The organism is Leisingera sp. ABM4_060, assembly GCF_056158765.1.
Map to the genome: position 1 here is coordinate 205,571 of NZ_JBSWTX010000002.1, position 18,921 is coordinate 224,491.

General features: G+C 63.1%; 16 protein-coding genes. 13 read left to right on the forward strand and 3 right to left on the reverse strand.

Features of this window, described 5'->3' with window-relative positions:
• Positions 1-69: 69 nt before the first annotated feature.
• The 4 genes from ACXAEH_RS21470 (at position 70) to ACXAEH_RS21485 (ending at position 4,690) form a co-directional block, all read left to right on the forward strand.
• Positions 70-1,194 (forward strand): extracellular solute-binding protein, encoded by a 1,125-nt coding sequence (locus ACXAEH_RS21470; protein WP_475035970.1) that lies wholly within the window; start codon positions 70-72, stop codon positions 1,192-1,194.
• Between the two features lie 157 nt (positions 1,195-1,351).
• Positions 1,352-2,464: an ABC transporter ATP-binding protein gene (locus ACXAEH_RS21475; protein ID WP_475032790.1), complete on the forward strand. Its 1,113-nt coding sequence runs from the start codon at positions 1,352-1,354 to the stop codon at positions 2,462-2,464.
• Positions 2,465-2,477: 13 nt separating this feature from the next.
• A complete protein-coding gene (locus ACXAEH_RS21480; protein WP_475032788.1) occupies positions 2,478-3,398 on the forward strand; it encodes an ABC transporter permease in 921 nt (306 codons plus the stop codon).
• The gene (locus tag ACXAEH_RS21485; RefSeq protein ID WP_475032786.1) at positions 3,395-4,690 is read left to right on the forward strand and encodes an ABC transporter permease; all 1,296 of its coding nucleotides are present in this window, start codon (positions 3,395-3,397) and stop codon (positions 4,688-4,690) included. The genes ACXAEH_RS21480 and ACXAEH_RS21485 overlap by 4 nt, the downstream gene beginning before the upstream one ends.
• A 61-nt stretch (positions 4,691-4,751) precedes the next feature.
• On the opposite strand, the gene ACXAEH_RS21490 is transcribed toward ACXAEH_RS21485, so the two are convergent.
• On the reverse strand, positions 4,752-5,555 hold the full coding sequence (locus ACXAEH_RS21490) for a helix-turn-helix transcriptional regulator (protein ID WP_475035972.1): 804 nt from the start codon (positions 5,553-5,555) through the stop codon (positions 4,752-4,754).
• Positions 5,556-5,681: 126 nt separating this feature from the next.
• On the opposite strand from ACXAEH_RS21490, the gene ACXAEH_RS21495 reads away from it, so the two are divergent.
• The 9 genes from ACXAEH_RS21495 to ACXAEH_RS21535 all read left to right on the forward strand — a co-directional run bounded on the left by ACXAEH_RS21495 (position 5,682) and on the right by ACXAEH_RS21535 (position 16,993).
• Positions 5,682-7,661: a CocE/NonD family hydrolase gene (locus ACXAEH_RS21495; protein ID WP_475035974.1), complete on the forward strand. Its 1,980-nt coding sequence runs from the start codon at positions 5,682-5,684 to the stop codon at positions 7,659-7,661.
• Positions 7,662-7,683: 22 nt separating this feature from the next.
• On the forward strand, positions 7,684-9,246 hold the full coding sequence (locus ACXAEH_RS21500) for an ABC transporter substrate-binding protein (protein WP_475035976.1): 1,563 nt from the start codon (positions 7,684-7,686) through the stop codon (positions 9,244-9,246).
• Between the two features lie 96 nt (positions 9,247-9,342).
• The gene (locus ACXAEH_RS21505; RefSeq protein ID WP_475035977.1) at positions 9,343-10,281 is read left to right on the forward strand and encodes an ABC transporter permease; all 939 of its coding nucleotides are present in this window, start codon (positions 9,343-9,345) and stop codon (positions 10,279-10,281) included.
• Positions 10,282-10,295: 14 nt separating this feature from the next.
• Entirely contained in the window at positions 10,296-11,153 is an 858-nt protein-coding gene (locus ACXAEH_RS21510; protein ID WP_475035979.1) for an ABC transporter permease, read from the forward strand.
• Complete coding sequence (locus ACXAEH_RS21515) at positions 11,150-12,130, forward strand: ABC transporter ATP-binding protein (protein ID WP_475035981.1); 981 nt, start codon at positions 11,150-11,152, stop codon at positions 12,128-12,130. Before ACXAEH_RS21510 ends, ACXAEH_RS21515 begins: the two co-directional genes overlap by 4 nt.
• Complete coding sequence (locus ACXAEH_RS21520) at positions 12,127-13,065, forward strand: oligopeptide/dipeptide ABC transporter ATP-binding protein (RefSeq protein ID WP_475035983.1); 939 nt, start codon at positions 12,127-12,129, stop codon at positions 13,063-13,065. Before ACXAEH_RS21515 ends, ACXAEH_RS21520 begins: the two co-directional genes overlap by 4 nt.
• A complete protein-coding gene (locus tag ACXAEH_RS21525) occupies positions 13,062-13,850 on the forward strand; it encodes an SDR family NAD(P)-dependent oxidoreductase (RefSeq protein WP_475035985.1) in 789 nt (262 codons plus the stop codon). Before ACXAEH_RS21520 ends, ACXAEH_RS21525 begins: the two co-directional genes overlap by 4 nt.
• Positions 13,851-13,868: 18 nt before the next feature.
• Positions 13,869-15,491 carry an amidohydrolase gene (locus tag ACXAEH_RS21530; protein WP_475035987.1) on the forward strand — a complete coding sequence of 541 codons (1,623 nt, stop codon included), beginning with the start codon at positions 13,869-13,871 and terminating at the stop codon, positions 15,489-15,491.
• A 5-nt stretch (positions 15,492-15,496) separates the two neighbouring features.
• On the forward strand, positions 15,497-16,993 hold the full coding sequence (locus tag ACXAEH_RS21535) for a M81 family metallopeptidase (RefSeq protein ID WP_475035988.1): 1,497 nt from the start codon (positions 15,497-15,499) through the stop codon (positions 16,991-16,993).
• 57 nt (positions 16,994-17,050) lie between these two features.
• Here the strand turns inward: ACXAEH_RS21535 and ACXAEH_RS21540 are convergent, their stop codons facing one another.
• Positions 17,051-17,554, reverse strand: coding sequence for a universal stress protein (locus ACXAEH_RS21540; RefSeq protein WP_475035990.1), 504 nt, complete (start codon positions 17,552-17,554; stop codon positions 17,051-17,053).
• Between the two features lie 17 nt (positions 17,555-17,571).
• Positions 17,572-18,912: a TRAP transporter large permease gene (locus ACXAEH_RS21545; RefSeq protein ID WP_475035991.1), complete on the reverse strand. Its 1,341-nt coding sequence runs from the start codon at positions 18,910-18,912 to the stop codon at positions 17,572-17,574.
• Between the last annotated feature and the right edge of the window lie 9 nt (positions 18,913-18,921).

Consider the following 18,921-nt stretch of genomic DNA (forward strand, 5'->3'; position numbering starts at 1 on the left):
GTCCTTGGAGACCGGTGCCGGGCGCAGGCCAAAAGCAAATCAGAAGTCCATAAAGGGAGAAGACCAAAGATGACTGAAAAATCCACCCTCACCCGCCGCACGGTACTGAAGAGCGCAGGCGCCGCCGCCTTGGCCGCACCGCTTTATACCAAAAGCGCGCTGGCTTCCTCCGGTGAGATCAACATCATGATGTGGTCGGGCTATATGTCCGAGGATTTTGTCAGCGGTTTCGAGAGTGAAACCGGCATCAAGATCAACTACACCTCGACCGGTTCCAACGAGGAAATGATCAACAAGATGAAGGCCACCAAAGGCCAGGGTTTTGACCTGATCACCCCGACCAACAACCGCTCGCTGCAGTGGGAGCCGCTGGACGTGCTGCAGCCCTTCGACCTTGCCCGTGTGAACACCGAAGCGGTGAACCCGGCGATGCTGAAGGTGGGCGAAACTGCCTGGAACTTTGGCGGCAAGGGCGCGCATTGGCTGCCGCATATGTGGGGCACCGAGGGCATTGCCTACCGCACCGACAAGTGGCTGCCGGAAGGCGACGCACCCTCATATGGCGATGTCTGGTCCGAGGAAAACGCGGGCAAGACCATGGGCCGGGCACATTCGATGATGCTGGGCGCGGGCCTTTACATGGAGCGGATCGGCGAGATGGAAGCCGGTTCCGTCTGGGCAGCTTACGAGGATGAGGCCACCATGCGGCAGGTCTGGGGCCAGATCACCGATTGGTGCATCGCCCGAAAGTCCCGCATCAAGCTGATCTGGAATGACGCGGATACCCAGAAGAACGGTCTGCTCAATGACGGTGTCGTCGTTGGCCAGACCTGGGACGGCCCGCCGCTGGCGCTGAAGACCGCAGGCGAGCCGGTGCATTATCAGGCGCCCATCGAAGGAGCCATGGCCTGGGTCGATGGCCTTGTGCTGCCTGCGGGCGCCAAGAATGTGGATCAGGTTTACGCCTTCATCGAGTACGCCTACCGCAAGGAAATTGCCGGCAAGGAGATCGACTTCCATGGCTACAATTCGCCGGTGCTGGGGGCGGATGCATTTGCAGGGGACTCCTACAAGAAGAACTTTGCCGAGGCCTATCCGGGCAATGCGCTGGCCAACCTGAATGCCTGGCCGGCAGAGGCGCCCTGGTATGCAGACGTGCGCACCGAATTCGTCAATAAGTTCAAGAGCGCCTGACGCCTTAGCACTTGGGCACACCCCCCGGGGTCATACCCGGGGGCCTTTCCGCACCGCGGGAGACGGTGCAATCCACTTGAAGACAAGGGAAGAGCAAATCCTCCAAGCATCGGCCCTGGACGCCGGACAGACGGATAGCATCCCGGGGAGAATTCAAATGAGTGCAGGGGTCGGGGTTGATCTCGAGAATTTGTGGATCCGCTTTGGCGATTTTGTCGCCGTGCGCGATGCCAATGTGAATATCAACGGAGGGGACTTCTTCTCCTTCCTGGGGCCGTCGGGCTGCGGCAAGACCACCATCCTGCGCGCCGTCTCCGGCTTTCTGGAGCCGAGCGGCGGCAAGGTGCTGATCGGCGGCAACGACATGAAAGGCATCGGGCCGAACAAGCGCCCGACGGCGCTGATCTTCCAGAACCTGGCGCTGTTTCCGCTGATGAAGATCTGGGAAAACATCACCTTCTCGATGGAGATCAAGGGCGCCAGCGCCAAGGAACGCCGCAAGCGCGCCGATGAGCTGTTGGACATGATCGCGCTGCCCGGCCAGGGCGACAAGCTGCCGAGCGAGCTGTCGGGCGGCCAGCGCCAGCGGGTGGCCATCGCGCGGGCGCTTTGCGCCGAGCCGGATGTGCTGCTCTTGGATGAGCCGCTGTCGGCGCTGGATCTGAAGCTGCGCCAGCACATGCGCACCGAGCTCAGGGAGATCCAGCAGCGGGTCGGCATCACCTTCATCTACATCACCCACGACCAGGGCGAGGCGCTGACCATGTCCGACAATATCGCGGTGATGAAGGCGGGCGTGATTGACCAGATCGCCGATGGCAAGACCATCTACAACGATCCCTCCACCGCCTTTGCCGCCTCTTTTGTCGGCGAAAACAATGTCTTCCGCGGCCGTGTCAAGCGCGTCATGGGCAATGAGGCGCTGATCGCCACCAACCGCTCAGGGGAGCTGGTGGCGCGGATCTCCTCCGCCAACCAGGGCCGCATGAAAGAAGGCGACGAGGCGATGATGTTCATCCGGCCCGAGGCTTTTGCGCTGGCGCCCCAGGGGGCCTCCGGCGATCATTTCGTGACCGCACGCGTCAACCACGAGGAGTTCGAGGGCAATGTCTTCAACATCTTCATGGAAGGCGAGGGCGGCAAGGAGCTGAAGGTTTCCATCCCCAATCTGGGCCAGTCGTTCGAGGACCACACCGGCCAGACCATCACCCTGGAATATGCGGCGGACAATGCCGTCATCGTGCCGGCCGGTGAGCTGGCCGCGGAATGAGGGAGGCCACGCCATGCCAAGCTTCCTGAGGGAGTTCTTCAAACGCAACGGCACCGGCATGGGCAGCCTGATGCTGGGGCTGGTCCTCTTTTGGACCATCGGCCTCATCATCCTGCCGCAGCTGTCGATGCTCGACTTTTCCTTCCGTCCCAACCTGCCGCCGCCGGAGATCGGCGGCCCCAAGGACGTCTATACGCTGGAGAATTACAAATACCTGATCTACGGCCCCGAAGGCGGCAGCCAGGACTATAACGCGGTCGACCTCAAGGTGTTCTTCCGCACCCTGGTGGCGGCGGTCTGCGTCACCCTCTTCAACCTGATCCTGTGCTATCCGATCGCCTATTACCTGGCCCAGACCAAGGGCAATCACATCCGCATCTTCGCGCTGATGCTGATCATCCCCTACTGGATCAACGAGATCCTGCGCGCCTTCGCCTTGCGGATCATCTTCGGCGAGACCGGGGTGCTCAATAACATGTTTGTCGGCCTTGGCATCTTCGACACGCCCTTTGACTTCATCCGCAATGACATCGCGCTGTATGCGGGCCTGGGCTATGCCTACATCCTCTTGATGATCTTCCCGATCTACAATGTGATCGAGAGCCTGGACCGCAACCAGATCGAGGCGGCGCGCGACATGGGCGCGAGCTGGGCCAAGATCCACCAGCGGGTGGTCATTCCCTACGCCAAGCCGGGGATCTCCTCGGGCTGCACCATGGTGTTCATGCTGTCGGCAGGCGCGCTGGCGGCGCCGCAGATCCTCGGCGGTCCGTCCTCCCTGTGGTTCACCCAGCTGATCTATCAGCAGTTCAATGACAACTCCGACTGGCCGCAGGGCGCAGCCTATGCGGTGGTGCTGCTGGTCACCTGTATCCTCTTGGTTCTGGCGGTGATGCGCCTGTTCAAAGTGAACATGGGGGATATCGGCAAATGAAGAACTTCTCCTTTATGCGCGTAAGCCTCTGGGTCTACCTGGCAATCTTCTTTGCCTACCTCCTGGGGCCGCTGGTGATCATGTCGGCGACCGCCTTCAACTCGCCGTCGTTCCCGCGGATGACCCCCTGGGAGTGCCTGACGTTCGAGTGGTTCTCGGCCCTGTTCCGGGACGAGCGGATCCTGAACGGCATCTGGAACTCGATCCTGGTGGGGGCGGGCACGGTGGTGCTGTCGGTGGCGATGGGCCTCGCGGGCGCCTTGATGCTGACCCAGATCTGGCCCAGGCTGCGCGCCACCTATTACACCATCATCATCGCGCCGATCCTCATTCCCGGCGTGGTGCTGGGGATCTCGACCCTGGTGTTCTGGGACCGGATCAACCGGCTGCTGGGGCTGGGGGCGGACAGCTGGCTGTCCAATGGTTTGTTCCTGACCATCATCGGCCAGTCCACCTTCATCGCCAGCTATTGCATGCTGGTGCTGGTGGCCCGCCTGCAGCGCTATGACATTGCGCTGACCGAGGCGGCGCTGGATCTGGGCGCCACCCATGCCCAGGCCTTCCGCAAGGTGCTGCTGCCGTTCATGCGGCCTGCCATTGCCTCCGCCGCGGTGCTGGCGTTTCTCGCAAGCTTTGAGAACTACAACACCACCACCTTCACCTTCGGCGAATACCCGACGCTGACCATCGAGCTGGCGCAGAAGGTGCGCTACGGCATCACCCCTGCGATCTCGGCCCTGGCCTTCATCATCGTGGTGCTGACGGTGTTTGCCGCCCTTGCCAACGAGGCCTCGATCCGCCGCAAGGAGCTGGTTGCGGCGGCGCGCAAGAAGGCGACGGTGGAAGAGCTGGAAAGCGGCAAGCTGCGGCTGCCCGGTTTCCTCAGCTCCAACGCCGCGGCGGTGGCGCTGGTGGTGGTGGCCTGCGCCACGGTTGCGGTGGTCGGCACCGCCTCGGTCTACAGCCCGCAGCAGTGCATTGCGGATGTCCAGGAGCAGAAGCGCCTGGAGACCGAGGAGCGCATCCAGGAGCTGCGCCGCCAGCGCGAAGAGCGCCGCCTGCAGCAGCAAGAGCAGCAGGGCGAGGCCACACCGCAGGCCACCCAGCCCGCAGGCAACAACTCCGGCTTCGGCGGCGTCTTCAACCCCGGCAACCTCTCAGGCGAAGAGGATGATGGCGCTGAGGCGGAGCAACAGCCTCAGGACAGCAGTCAGGGCAGCAGCTCCGGCTTCGGCAACGTTTTCGATCCCGGCACCCTGTCAGGAGACGGGGAGGAAGGGTCAGGAAACTGATATCCAAGCAAAAAACAGCAAAGGCGGCCAAACGGCCGCCTTGTTCTTTCCAGCAACAACTTTAGAAAAGGACACTGCCTGGCGTGTCCGGCAGATCCTCCTTGTCCGGGGCTTCCAGGTATTTGCGGATGGCCGGGTCGATCCGGGGGCTGCGGACCGGGTAAACGCCGCAGGCGGCGATGGCCTCGCGGGCAGTGACCCGTTCGTCGAGCCGTTTCCAGATTGCCCGGGCCGCATAGGGGCGCGGGAAAGGGCGCCAGGCCACGCCCATGGTCATGCCCCGCAGGTATTTCAGCTGCTGGCGGTGCGCCGAGAACAGGATGGTCTGTGCCACGCTGCCCTCGCGGGCGCGTTCGTGCTCGGTGATGAACAGCCGGTTGCCGCGCAGGGTGACCATGCCGTGATAGCGCGAGATCTGCCGGATGCTTTGCTCCGGGTCATGGGCGATTTCCATGTTGCGGGAGACGATGTAGCCGTCTTCCTCGGAAAAGCGTGTGAGCGAGCAGAAGATGCCTTCGCCCCAGGACGGCGTGCGGAAATAGGCGTGATAGAAGCCGAGGTAGCGTTTCAGGTTGCGCTGCTGGCCGCGGAACGGCGCCATGAATTTCTCGCCCGCACCGTGCTGCACCGCGCCTGCCGAATCTGCCAACGTGGTCTCAAAATCAGTGTTTTCCGTGAACAGCTGCGATTCAGGAATCGCAAAATAGCGGGCAATGCGGCGCAGGTTGTGGGCCGCTGGCATGCTGCTGCCATTGAGGTAGCGGTTGAACTGCTGGCGGTTGATGCCGATCTCACGGCATATCTGGGCGATGCTGCCGTGCTCGGCGCAAAGCGAGCGCAGATTTTCTGAAAAATTCCCGGACAAGGGCGGATTTCCTTCGCGAAGTGACGCTAGTTTGATACAGGTCGCGTCACTTCGCGCATGTTTGCACAGTTCCGTCAATGGCAAATCCGGGGTCTCTGGAGGGCATCACCCTGCCTGGAGACCCCAATGCCCGTTACCTGCATCGAAAACCAATGGCTCCCCCTGCCGGACGGGCGGCGGCTGGCGGTGCGGATGTGGATGCCGGAAGGCACCGGGCCGTTTCCCGCCATTCTCGAATACCTGCCGTACCGCAAACGCGACGGCACCGCGGCGCGGGATGAGACCGCCCACCGGGTGTTTGCCGCCGAAGGCTATGCCTGTGTGCGGGTGGATCTTGCTGGAACCGGCGACAGTGAGGGCGTCTTTGACGACGAATATTCCGAACAGGAGCTGAGCGACGGCGAGGCAGTGCTGGAGTGGATCGCGGCGCAGCCCTGGTGCGCAGGCCGGGTGGGGATGATCGGCATTTCCTGGGGCGGCTTCAACGGGTTGCAATTGGCCTTCCGCCAGCCGGAGGCACTGAAGGCCGTGGTAACAGTGGCCTCCGCCGTGGACCGCTATGAGGACGACGTTCATTACATGGGCGGCTGCCTGGTTGGCGACAATGTCAACTGGGGCGCACAGATGTTCGCCTATCTGACCCGTCCCGCCGACCCGGAACTGCGTGCTGATTGGCGCGAGGACTGGATTGCCCGGATGGAGAACGTCCCGTTCTGCGCGGCAGACTGGATGCGCCATCCGCTGCGCGACGGCTATTGGAAGCACGGCTCGGTCTGCGAGGACTGGTCAGCGATCCAGGTGCCGGTTCTGGCCATCACCGGTTGGGCCGATCCTTACGTGAACACACCTCCAGCCCTGGCGGCCAGCTTGCAAGCACATTCCAAGGCTCTGATAGGCCCGTGGGAGCACCGCTACCCCCATATCTCCAAGCTGGAGGCCTCGGACTTCCATTCCGAGGTGCTGGGCTGGTTTGACCGCTGGCTGAAGCAGGAGGAAAACGGCGCTGAAGACTTGCCGGCCTACCGCGCCTATATGCAGGAGCATTTCAATCCCGTAGCGCAGAATACTCCGCGGCGGGGGCGCTGGGTGGCTGAGGCGGACTGGCCATCACCCAATGTGTCAGAAACTGTTTGGCACCTGGTTCCGGGCGGGTTCTCAAAAACCGCAGGGCAGGGGGCACTGACGATTGCTTCGCCCGCACACCTCGGCCAGGCCGGCGGCTACTTCTGCCCGGGCATGCGGATCGACAACGAACTTGCGGGGGATCAGACAGAAGATGATGCCTTGTCGGTCTGCTTTGACGGCGCAGTGCTGGAAGACCCGCTGGAATTGCTGGGCCGCGCCCGGCTGCGGCTGCGGTTCTCGGTGGACAAGCCGGTTGCCCAAGTTACCGCGCGGCTCTGCGATGTCACGCCCGGGGGCGTCTCGCAGCGGATCAGCTTCCGGCCCTTGAACCTGACCCATCACAGCAGCCACGAGACACCGGAGGCACTGGTTCCCGGGCAGGAGTATGAGGCAGAGATTGCGCTCAATGAATGCGCCCACCATCTGCGCGCCGGGCACAAACTGCGGCTGGCGCTGTCGACCTCTTATTGGCCGATGATCTGGCCCGCGCCGCAGGCTGCGGAGGTTACCCTTCACTTGGAGGGCTGTTCCCTGCATTTGCCGGTGCGGGAGGCGGCTGTAGAAGCTGATCCTGCAAATCCCGGCCCGGCGCAGGACTTCCCAACCCTGCAGGCCAAGGAGTTGCGCGCGCCCTCGGGAACATCCGGACGCAGGGTGCTGGAGGACGGCACCGTGGTTCTGGAAACCTTCGACGATTTCGGTGAGACGCGCGATCCTTACCACGGGCTGGCCACCGGCAGCCATGTGGCAATGCGCTATGCCATTCACCCCGACGATCCGGCCTCGGCACGGTTCGAGACGCAGTGGCGTTTCACCTTTCAGCGCGATGGCTGGCAGGTCGCCATCAGCACTGAAAGCACCATGCATTGCGACGGGCAGAACTTTTACCTGACCCGGAAATTGCGCGCCACGGAGGGCGCGGATGAAACGGAAGTTCTGGCAAAGGAATGGGCTGAGACCCTTCCACGCGGGCTTCTGTGAACTGATCTTAAGGGAGGACACCATGAAGATCGAATGGACCAAGGCGCCGGTGGGGCGCCGCAAGTTTCTGAAAGGCGCCACCGCTCTGGGCGCCGCTGCCGTGCTGCCGGGCAGCCTGGCCAGCCGCGCCTTTGCCGCCGATGACGGCGTGCTGCGGGTGCGTGCCTATGGCGACGCTCAGAACATGGATCCGGCGCACAGCGTTGGCGTGGTCGAAGAAGAAGTGCATGCCTCGATCTATAACAAGCTGATCCAGTACAAGCCGGGCCGCGAATGGGACTGGCAACTGGACGCCGCCGCGATGATCGAGCAGGCGGATCCGACCCATGTGAAATTCGCCCTGCGTGACGACATCGGCTTTACCAACGGTTTTGGCGCGATGACCGCCGAAGACGTGAAGTTCTCCTTCGAACGCATCATCGCAGATGCCACCGAAAGCCCAAACAAGCCCGACATGGGCCCGCTGAGCCACGTCGAAGTGACCGGCGAGCGCGAAGGCACTATTGTTCTGAACGAACCCTTTGCGCCGCTGTGGAGCATCGCGCTGCCCTATATCACCGGCAACATCGTCTCCAAAGCGGCGGTTGAGGCCGCAGGCGGCCGCATTGGCTCGGACCCGGTGGCGGAATCCGGCCCCTATCTGCGCGCCAGCTGGGAGCCAAAGGCCAAGACCACGCTGAAACGCAACCCCGACTGGAAAGGCGAAGCGCCGGCCTGGGATACCATCGAGATCCTGCCGATCGACGATGAAAACACAGCTGAAATCGCGTTTGAAGCCGGCGAACTGGACTTCACCCGCGTCTCTCTGGGTTCAGTGCAGCGCTACCGCGATGGTGTGCCGAACGGCGGCACGCTGCTGGAATACCCGTCGCTGTACTATGCATGGCTGGGCATGAACCTGGATCACCCGAAACTGCAGAACAAGAAACTGCGCCAGGCGATCCAGCATGCGATTGACGTTCCCACGGTTCTCGAAGCGGCCTATTTCGGCGCCGTGGAGCCCTCCACCGGCATTATTGCGCCGGGCCTCGCTGGCAACCGTGCCAACTCGCTGATCCCGCCGCAAGCGGACTTCGAGAAGGCAGCAGCGCTGCTGGCGGAGTTGGGTGAAACCAATGTCACCCTTAAGCTCGACACGCTGAACAAGACCACCTTCACCACCGCAGCACAGGTGATCCAGGCAACGCTGGCGCAGATCGGCATCACCGTTGAAGTCAACGTTCTGGAATCCGGCGCCTTCTGGGCCAGCGCGGACAACGAAGACCTGCAGCTGGTGCTGAACCGCTACTCGATGACCCCGGATCCGTACTATGCCACTTCCTGGTTCACCACCGAGCAGGTCGGCCACTGGAACTGGGAACGTTTCAGCAATGAAGAGTTCGACAAGATCCACGCCGCCGCCTACCAGGAGACCGACCTGGCCAAGCGCGGTGAGATGTACCAGCGCGCCCAGGATCTGATGGAGGAAAGCGGCGCCTACCGCTTCCTGACCCATGAGGCGACGCCGGTGATCCATTCGGCGAAGGTTGCACCGGCGCTGCGCCCCGACGGGCTGGCCCTGCTGCGCTACTTCGGTAAGGCCTGACCCTCCCCTCGGGCCTGACCGCCTGGCACGGCTGCAATTGCGGAGCAGCCGTGCCGATTTCCTACCGCACAGCGAGACTAAGGGAGCCATGCGGCCATGTTACTTTATGCAACCCGGCGGTTCGGGCTGGCATTGCTGATCCTGATCGTGGCGGTCACCGCCATGTTCCTGATGATCCGTGCCGTGCCCGGCGATCCGGTCCAGATCATGCTGGGCCCGCGCGCCACGCCCGAGCTGCAGGCGCGGCTGACGGCAGAGCTGGCGCTGGACCAGCCGATCTGGAAACAGCTTCTCATCTTTTACGGCAACCTGATGCAGGGAGACCTGGGCATCGACGTGTTCTCGGGCCGCTCGGTGACCGAGATCGTGTTCCAGCAGCTGCCGCATACCCTGTGGCTGATCCTGGGCTCGATCACCTGGTCGGCAACGCTGGGCATCGCGCTGGGTGCCTATGCCGCCGCGCATCCCAATACGGTGATCGACCGGATCACCGCTGCAATTTCCGTCAGCTTCGTGGCTGCACCTGCCTTTGTGGTTGCGTTGCTGTCCCTGCTGATCTTTGCCGTTAACCTGCAGTGGTTCCCGGCCATTGGCGCCGGAGAAGGCTTTTGGGGCCGCCTCAACCACCTGGTGCTGCCCGCCTTTGCCATCGGCCTTAGCTGGGTTGGCTACATCGCCCGCCTGGTACGCGCCTCGATGCTGGAAGTGATGGGTGAAAGCCATATCCGCACCGCCCGCGCCTTTGGTATCAACGAGCGCCGGGTAGTGATGGTCTATGCCTTGCGCATTGCCATCCTGCCGGTGGTGACGGTGATCGGCGTCGGCATGGGTTTCCTCTTGTCCTCCGCCGTCTTTGCCGAAATCGTCTTTGCCCGCCCCGGCCTCGGCAAGCTGGTGATCGACAGCATCACCACCCGCAACTACCCGATCGTGATGGGATCGGTGCTGATTTCGACCGGCCTGTTTGTGGTCTCCACCGCGCTGGCCGATCTGATCAACGCCTGGCTCGATCCCCGTGCCCGCACGGCGAAATAAGGAGAGCGTGAGATATGGCTAAATCCCGTTCCGAACTGGGCCAGATCCTCACCGGTGTCGCCCGCGACCCGCTAGGACTGATGGGGCTGATCATCGTCGGCACCATCGTGTTCTGCGCCATCTTTGCCTATTGGATCGTGCCCTTCGATCCGGTTGGCATGAACATCAAGGATCGCCTGCAAGGCCCCTCCGCCACGCATCTTCTGGGCACTGACCAGCTGGGCCGCGATACGTTTTCCCGCGTGATTGCAGGCGGCCAGGTGGCGTTGCAGGTTGCCCTGCCGGCTGTCTTCGGCGCCATGGCCATTGGCCTGACGCTGGGCATGATCGCCGGCTACGGGCCGAAATGGCTCGACAACCTCTTGATGCTGTTCTTTGACACCATCCGTTCCTTTCCGACGGTGATGTTTGCGCTGGCCGTGGTGGCGCTGGTTGGCCCCAGCCTGCAGACGGTGGTGTTTGTGGTGATGGCAACGTCGATCCCAACCTATGGCCGGGTGGCGCGGACCCAGACGCTCACCTTACGCAACTCGGAATTCATCCTGGCGGAACGCTCGATGGGGGCCAGCATGACCCGTATCCTGGGCGTGCATATGCTGCCCAACATCGTTGGCGTTCTGGCGGTGCTGGCCGCAATGGACATTCCCACCGTGATCGCGCTGGAGGCGGGCCTGTCTTTCCTGGGGCTCGGAGTGAAACCGCCGACGCCCAGCTGGGGCGCGCTGCTGAAAGATGGCTATTCGCTGATCCGGCAGACCCCCTGGCTGGTGGTGGGCGGCGGTCTGCCGATCATCCTGGCAACCCTTGGCTTCACCTTCCTGGGCGAGTCCTTGCGCGACGTGGTTGACCCGAAACTGAGGAAACAGCGATGATCGATACACTTCTGGAAATCGACCGTCTCAGCGTCGACTATGAAACCGCCCGCGGCGACCTGAAGGCCTTGCGCGATATATCCTTTGACATCCGCAAGGGTGAGATTGTCGGCATCGTCGGCGAGTCGGGATGCGGCAAGTCCACCCTGATCTCCTCGATCCTGCGCCTGACCGCGCCGAACACGCGCTTCCGCCAGGGCGAGGTGCGGTTCAAGGGCGAGGACCTGCTGCAACTGCCCGAACGCAAGATGCGGGATTTGCGCGGTGCTGACATCTCCATTGTGTTCCAGGACCCGATGCAAACCCACAACCCGGTGTTGTCTATCGGCCAGCAGATGCTGGACATCCAGCACCGCTCCAAAGCGTCCAAGGCCGAGAAACGCATGCGTGCGGCGCAGATGCTGGGCGCTGTCGGCATCCCCGATCCGGAGGCGCGGCTGGACCAGTTCCCGCATGAGTTCTCCGGAGGCATGCGGCAGCGCATTGCCATCGCCATGGCGCTGATGTCGGAGCCGGATCTGCTGATCGCGGATGAGCCAACTACGGCGCTGGACGCGACACTGGAGGTGCAGATCATCGAGCGCCTGCAGGAGCTGCAGCAGGAGTTCAATTGCGCCATCCTGTTCATCTCGCACCACCTGGGCGTCATTGCCGAGCTCTGCGACCGGGTGGTGGTGATGTATGCGGGTGCCGTGGTCGAAAGCGGTGAGGTGCGGGAGATCTTCCACGATCCCAAGCACCCCTACACCCGCCGCCTGATCGACTGCGACCCCGGCCATATCAAGGAGCGCGCCCGCGTGCTGCCGACCATCCCGGGCGAGGTGCCGGACCTCGCCAACCTGCCCGGCGGCTGCATCTTCCGCGACCGCTGCGATTTGGCCATGCCGCGCTGCGCATCGCAGGTGCCACCGCTTGCGAAGTTGAAAGAGGGCCACCACGCCGCCTGCTGGCTGAACCATGAGGAGGCTGCCGAATGACCTTGCTGGATGTGAAGAACCTCAAGACCAGCTATGGGCCGGTCAATGTGCTGGCCGGTGTCAGCTTTGCGGTGGAGCCCGGCGAAACCTATGCGCTGGTCGGCGAAAGCGGCTCGGGCAAGACCACGGTGATCCGCGCCATTGCCGGGCTGGCGCCGGCGCAGGAGGGTTCGGTCAAGTTCGACGGGCAGGAGATCCGCAGTGCCTCCGAGCGCACCCTGCGGCCGCTGCGCAAGGACATCGCGATGATGTTCCAGGACCCGGTGGGCAGCCTGTCGCCGCGTCTGACCATCCGCAGCCTGATCACCGAACCCTACCGCATCCAGGGCATGAAGGACCGCGATCTGGATGCTGAGGCCAAGCGCCTGCTTGAAATGGTGAACCTGCCTGCGCATTTTGCCGACCGCTATCCGTACCAGCTCTCCGGCGGGCAGGCGCGCCGCGTCGGCGTCGCCCGCGCCCTGGCGCTGGAGCCGAAGCTGATCCTGGCGGATGAACCCACCGCGGGCCTCGACGTGTCGGTGCAGGGGGAACTGCTGAACCTGCTCAACGACCTGCGCGAGCGGCTGGGGTTGGCGATGGTGATCATCACCCACAACCTCAACGTCGTGCGCCATGTGGCCGACCGAATGGGCATCATGTACCTGGGCAGGCTGGTCGAGGAAGGCAACACCGAGGCGGTCTTCCACGACCCCCGCCACCCCTATACCCGCTGCCTGTTGTCAGCGAACCCGGAACCCGACCCCGACGCCCGGCTGGAGCGCATCGCCCTGAAAGGCGAGCCGCCCAGCCTGCTCAAACGTCCCTCCGGCTGCGAATTCCGCGAGCGCTGCCCCTTTGCGCAGGAGATCTGCACCCAGACCCCGCAATGGGAAGTGGATAACGGCCACGGTCTCCGCTGCCTGGCCCCACTGCATCAAGGGCGGGCGGCATGACCCGCTTTGCAGGCAAAACCGTCCTGATCACCGGCGGGCACACGGGCATAGGTTTCGGCATCGCCGAGCGCTTTGCCCGCGAAGGCGCCAATCTGATCCTCGCGGGGCGGAACCAGGCAAAGGGCGATGCTGCGGCGGAGAGGCTTGCGGCGCAAGGTGCAAATGCCCGGTTCCTGTCCGTGGACCTGTCGCGCGAGGAGAACGTTTGCGATATGGCCGCCGGGCTGGAGCGGCTCGACGTGCTGGTCAACAATGCGGGCCTTGGCGGGCGGCGCATCGAACACGCCCCCAAGGACAGCCCCGGCACCCGCTGGGACCGTATCCGCGGCGCCAATCAGGACAGCACCTATCTGGTGACGGCCCATTGCCTGCCGTTGCTGAAGGCCTCAAACGGGGCGGTGGTGAATATCTCCTCGACCGCGACCTGGCACGGCAACTGGGGGCTTTACGGCGTGGCCAAGGCCGGGGTCGAGGCGCTGACCCGCGCCTTCGCCGCCGAGGCCGCGCCGGTGCGGGTCAATGCCGTCAGCCCGGGCTGGATCACCAATGATCTGACCGCCTTTGCCTCGGGCCATGCGGATGGAAGCTGGGACCTCCCGCCCTCGCTGCTGGACCGGATGGGCACGCCGTCTGAAATCGCGGGCGCGGTGGCCTTTCTGGCCTCCGAAGACGCTTCCTTTATCACCGGTCAGACACTGATCGTGGATGGCGGGCTGACGCTGATCGACTACCCGTCCCGGCCGCTGCTGGCGCAGCGCGGGCAGGTTCTGAAATCCCAAAACTGAACACCGGAAAGCCAAGCCATGACATCCGTGCTGTATTTCAATGGCCCGATCCTGACGATGGATACGGGGAACTCCACGCCTGAGGCGGTGCTGACCGAAGGCCAGACCATCCGCGCGGTTGGCAGCGAAGCAGAGCTGCGCGCGCAGATGCCCGCAGGCACTGAAGAAATGGACCTGCAAGGCCAGACCCTGATCCCCGCCTTCATCGACCCGCACGGGCATTTCCCCGACCCAGGCTTCATCCGGCTGTTCCGGGTCGATCTGGCCTCGCCGCCACGGGGCGGTTGCCCGGACATCCCTACGGCGCTGGAACGGCTGCGGGCCAAGGCCGCGGAAACACCAGCGGGCGAATGGGTGATGGGCGTGCTGTTCGACAATACCGCCATTGCCGAAGGCCGGATGCCAACGCGCAGCGAGCTGGACAGTGTTTCCACCGAGCACCCTATCTGGGTGATCCATGCCTCGGGCCACAATGGTTCGGCCAACTCCCTGGCGCTGCAAAAGCACGGGGTGAACCGGGATACGCCCGACCCTCTGGGCGGCCGTTTCGGTCGCGATCCGGTGACCGGTGCGCTAACCGGGCTGATCGAAGGTCTCTCGGCTATGCGCGAGATGGGGGATACCGATTTCCTGATCGACCGCGAACGGTTCTGGGCCGGATTCAACAGCTGCCGGGACGAATACCTGGCGCATGGCGTCACCTACGCGCAAAACGCCTGGGCCACGCGCGAGATGCTGGAGCACTTTGCCTCGCTGCCTGCGGATCAGGATCCGGGCTATGACCTGATGCTGCTGCCCATCGGCGAGCTGGAGCCGGCCCTGACCGAGGGTCCGGATCCGCTGCACTGGCCCGGCAACCCGCATTTCACCCTGGGCCCGCGCAAGCTGTTCACCGACGGGGCGTTCCAGTTGCAGACGGCGTTTCTCAGCGCGCCCTACCACAAACCGGTCGACCCGGAGCATCCTTGCGGCATGTCTTATGAAAGCGGGGAGGAGCACCGCTTTCAGGTCAGGAAACTGCATGATCTGGGTTATCAAATCCATTGCCATTGCAACGGCGACGCCGGGGCGCAGATGTTCATTGATGCGGTTGCCGCCGCGCTGGAGGCTACCCCGCGCACCGATCACCGCCATACCATCATCCATGGCCAAGCCCTGCGCGATGACCAGCTGCAGCAGATGGCAGAGCTCGGCATCACCGTCAGCTTCTTCCCGGCGCATGTGCATTTCTGGGGCGACCGCCACTATGACACCTTTCTGGGGCCGGAACGGGCAGAGCGGATCTCACCCTGTGCCTCGGCCGAGCGGTACGGCGTGCGCTACACCATCCATAACGACGCCTCGGTAACGCCGACGCGTCCGATCCACCTGGCGCATTGCGCGGTGAACCGGGTCACGGCGGGTGGCCGCCGTCTCGGCGAGGCGCAGCGGATTTCTGCGCTGTCGGCCCTGCGGGCGCAGACCATCGACGCCGCTTGGCAAGTCTTCCAGGAAGACACCCGCGGCTCCATCGAGTCTGGCAAACTGGCAGATCTGGCGGTGCTGAACCGCAACCCGCTGGAAGATCCTGACAACATCGAGACCACCAAGGTCACCCGGACCATCCGCCGCGGGCAGGTTGTCTGGGAACGGGAGAAGTGACGGCCATGCAGTCCAAACCACGGATCGCAATTGCCGGTTTCCAGCATGAAACCAATTGTTTCGGCACCACCAAGGCCGGGCTGGCGGAGTTCGAAATGGCCAATTCCTGGCCCGCCATGCTGCACGGGAGCGAAGTGATCGCTGAGACCTGCGGCATGAACCTGCCGATCGCGGGTTTTGCCAAGGCGGCAGATCAAGCCGGAATGGAGCTGCTGCCGATCCTGTGGTGCGCGGCAGAGCCCTCGGCGCATGTGACCGATGACGCCTTTGAGACCATCTGCGCCAAGATCCTGGACGGCATACGTGCTGCCGGTCCGCTGGACGGGATCTATCTGGATCTGCACGGGGCGATGGTCACCGAAAGCCATGCGGACGGCGAGGGTGAGATCCTGCGGCGGCTGCGGGCTTTGGCCGGGCCCGAGCTGCCCATCGTGGTCAGCCTGGACCTGCACGCCAATGTGTCGGCTGCCTCGGTGGAGCTGGCGTCATATATGGCAATCTTCCGCACCTATCCGCACCTGGACATGGGCGCCACCGGTGCGCGCTGCCTGCCGGTGCTGCAGCGGCTGCTGGCGGGCGAGACGCTGCACAAGGCATTCCGGCAGATGGATTTCCTGATTCCTCTGCATGCCCAATACACCGGGGCCACGCCGGGCGAAGAACTCTATGCCGCGCTGCCGCCACTGGAACAGGAGGGTGTTTTGGCAGACATCGCGCTGGGGTTCACTGCGGCGGATTTCCCCGATACCCGGCCGTCCTGCGTGGCCTATGGCGCAACAGCCGGAGCCGCGGAGTGCGCTGCAGATCAAATCGCTGCATTGTTCACAGAATTGGAGGCAGACTCAGCCCATCCAATGCTGTCGCCTCAGGAGGCCGCAGCCATTGCCAATGGGCCAAGGACCGGCAAACCTGTGGTGCTTGCTGACGTGCAGGACAACCCCGGCGCCGGCGGCACCTCGGACACCACCGGGCTGTTGACGGCGCTGGCGGAGGCGGGCGCGCAAGATGTGCTGATGGGGCTGTTTCATGATCCAGAAGCCGCGGCCATGGCCCATGCTCTGGGACGCGGCGGGGTGTTCCGTGCAGCGCTTGGCGGACGGTCCGGAGTGGCAGGCGATGCGCCGTTTGAAGCGGAATTCGAAGTGGTTGCCCTCAGCGACGGCGCCTGCCGCTATACTGGTGAAATGTATGGCGGCGGGGTGGCGACCCTGGGCCTGACGGCCGCTTTGCGGCTGGCAAACTCAGATGCGGATATCACGCTTGTAGCCACCAGCATCCGCAACCAGTGCCTGGACCTGGCGCATTTCACCCATCTGGGGCTGGAGCCGGAGAAATTTCACACGGTTTGCGTCAAAAGCACCGCTCATTTCCGGGCCGATTTTGAACCGGTCGCCAGTGCCGTCTATCCGGTTGCCGCACCGGGCGTGTTTCCCTGCGATTTGCAGAGCGTTCCCTATAAAAACCTGCACCCGGACGTCAGAACCGCTCCTGCACAGGTCTGAGCCCTGAAGCAGAAGCGGTCTTCGCAAGCGGACTAGGCCTGCCGCTTGCGGGGAGGATCACTCCTCGTCTTCACCGTTCTGGTAAGGAACCACCAAGGTCGGGATCTGCGAACGCCGCAGAACCCGCTTGGCGACAGTGCCCAGGAACGTGTGCGAGAACCCGTGGTCATGGGCGCCCAGCACAATCAGATCGCAGCCCAGCTCTGCCGAGCGGCGCAGAATCACCTCCGCTGGGTGGCCGTCGGTGACCTCGATCGAGGTCACCTGGTCACGGATCTTGGCGTCATCGCCTTCGAAGGCGGCCCAGAACCGGGCCTGACGCTCAGCCAGGACCTGCTTGACCATTTCATGCCGCCGCTTGGCCGCCGCCTTGCGGGTCTCGTCGTTCAGCACGAACATCTCGAAAGTGATCTTGGCATCCTCGGAGATCGGCTCATTCACATGCAGCACATGGATCTCTGCCCCAGTCGCCTGCGCCAAGCTGGCCGCATGGCGCAATGCAAGGGTCGAGTTGTGCGACAGGTCGGTGGCAAACAGGATGTTTGTGATCAGTGGTTTCATGTCAGTCCCCTTTCAGATCAGTAGCCAAACAGCCGTGGCAGCCACAGCGAGATTTCCGGGAAGAACGCGATGATGAAGATCGCAATCGTGTTCACCGCAGCAAAGGGCAAGGCGCGCAGCGAGATCGTCTCGATTGAGATGTTCGAGATGCCCGAGGCAATGAACAGGTTTTCCCCCAACGGCGGCGTCTGGAAGCCGATGCCCAAGGTACAGACCATCACCACGCCAAAGTGGATCGGGTCGATGCCGACTGAATAGGCCACCGGCAGCATCACCGGCACCAGGATCAGGATGGTTGCCAGCGTCTCCATGAACATGCCGACAAACAACAGGAAGAAGATGATAAGCGCCCAGATCACATAGAGGTTGTCGGTGAAACTGAGCATCGAGTTGGCAATCACAGCGGGGATCTGGTTCTCCACCAGCAGACGCCCGAACACGGTTGCGGTGAACAGGATCAGCAGCACGCGGCCGGTCAGCCAGGTTGTGGCCTCCAGCGACTGGAACAGCGACGACCAGGTCAGTTCGCGGTAGATGAAGACACCAACCACCAGGGTGTAGAAGATCGCAACAATCGCGGCCTCGGTCGGGGTGAAGAAGCCGGTGTAGATACCGCCCAGGATCACCACCGGCGCCATCAGTGCCCAGAACCCGCGGTACATTTCACAGCCGACATTGCGGATCGACCAGCCATCAGCAGATCCTTTGTAGCCACGCTTTTTTGACATGAAGAAGTTCAGGATCAAAAGGCTGGTGGCGATCAGGAAGGCGGGCACAAAGCCCGCGATGAACAATTTCGAGATCGAGACCGATTGGAAGGTGCCGAATTTCTCGACCGCTTCCGGCGGCGGGGCCATGCCCAGGGCGGCGATGCCAAAGATCACCATCGGGATCGACGGCGGGATGATGATGCCCAATCCGCCCGAAGACGCCGTGATCGCAGACGCATAGCCCTTTTCATAGCCCCGGTTGATCATCGCCGGGATCATCAGCATGCCGACAGCAGCCGTGGTTGCCGGGCCGGAGCCGGAGATGGCGCCAAAGAACAGACAGGCCATGACCGTCGCGGCCGAGATGCCGCCAGTGAACGGCCCGGCAAAACTTTCGGCTACGTTGATCAGCCGTTTCGAGATCCCCGCGGCCTCCATCAGCGCGCCTGCCAGAATAAAGGCCGGCAGCGCCATCAGCGGGAAGGAGCCGACCGAGGTAAAGGCGATCTGCACGAATTTGATCGGGTTTTCGTCCAGGTAAAGGAACGACAGCAGCGACGACACCCCCAGCGCAACCGTGATCGGCGCGCCCAGGAACAAAAGCAGCAGGAATGATCCGAACAGGATCGTGACGATTTCAGTTTCCATTATTCTCTC

What these genes read in the sequence shown, in the direction of transcription:
- ACXAEH_RS21515 (WP_475035981.1), top strand. Translation starts at nt 11,150, where the DNA reads ATGATCGATACACTTCTGGAAATCGACCGTCTCAGCGTCGACTATGAA.
- ACXAEH_RS21510 (WP_475035979.1), top strand. Translation starts at nt 10,296, where the DNA reads ATGGCTAAATCCCGTTCCGAACTGGGCCAGATCCTCACCGGTGTCGCC.
- ACXAEH_RS21470 (WP_475035970.1), top strand. Translation starts at nt 70, where the DNA reads ATGACTGAAAAATCCACCCTCACCCGCCGCACGGTACTGAAGAGCGCA.
- ACXAEH_RS21540 (WP_475035990.1), bottom strand. Translation starts at nt 17,554, where the DNA reads ATGAAACCACTGATCACAAACATCCTGTTTGCCACCGACCTGTCGCAC.
- ACXAEH_RS21520 (WP_475035983.1), top strand. Translation starts at nt 12,127, where the DNA reads ATGACCTTGCTGGATGTGAAGAACCTCAAGACCAGCTATGGGCCGGTC.
- ACXAEH_RS21485 (WP_475032786.1), top strand. Translation starts at nt 3,395, where the DNA reads ATGAAGAACTTCTCCTTTATGCGCGTAAGCCTCTGGGTCTACCTGGCA.
- ACXAEH_RS21545 (WP_475035991.1), bottom strand. Translation starts at nt 18,912, where the DNA reads ATGGAAACTGAAATCGTCACGATCCTGTTCGGATCATTCCTGCTGCTT.
- ACXAEH_RS21525 (WP_475035985.1), top strand. Translation starts at nt 13,062, where the DNA reads ATGACCCGCTTTGCAGGCAAAACCGTCCTGATCACCGGCGGGCACACG.
- ACXAEH_RS21505 (WP_475035977.1), top strand. Translation starts at nt 9,343, where the DNA reads ATGTTACTTTATGCAACCCGGCGGTTCGGGCTGGCATTGCTGATCCTG.
- ACXAEH_RS21480 (WP_475032788.1), top strand. Translation starts at nt 2,478, where the DNA reads ATGCCAAGCTTCCTGAGGGAGTTCTTCAAACGCAACGGCACCGGCATG.
- ACXAEH_RS21530 (WP_475035987.1), top strand. Translation starts at nt 13,869, where the DNA reads ATGACATCCGTGCTGTATTTCAATGGCCCGATCCTGACGATGGATACG.
- ACXAEH_RS21475 (WP_475032790.1), top strand. Translation starts at nt 1,352, where the DNA reads ATGAGTGCAGGGGTCGGGGTTGATCTCGAGAATTTGTGGATCCGCTTT.
- ACXAEH_RS21495 (WP_475035974.1), top strand. Translation starts at nt 5,682, where the DNA reads ATGCCCGTTACCTGCATCGAAAACCAATGGCTCCCCCTGCCGGACGGG.
- ACXAEH_RS21535 (WP_475035988.1), top strand. Translation starts at nt 15,497, where the DNA reads ATGCAGTCCAAACCACGGATCGCAATTGCCGGTTTCCAGCATGAAACC.
- ACXAEH_RS21500 (WP_475035976.1), top strand. Translation starts at nt 7,684, where the DNA reads ATGAAGATCGAATGGACCAAGGCGCCGGTGGGGCGCCGCAAGTTTCTG.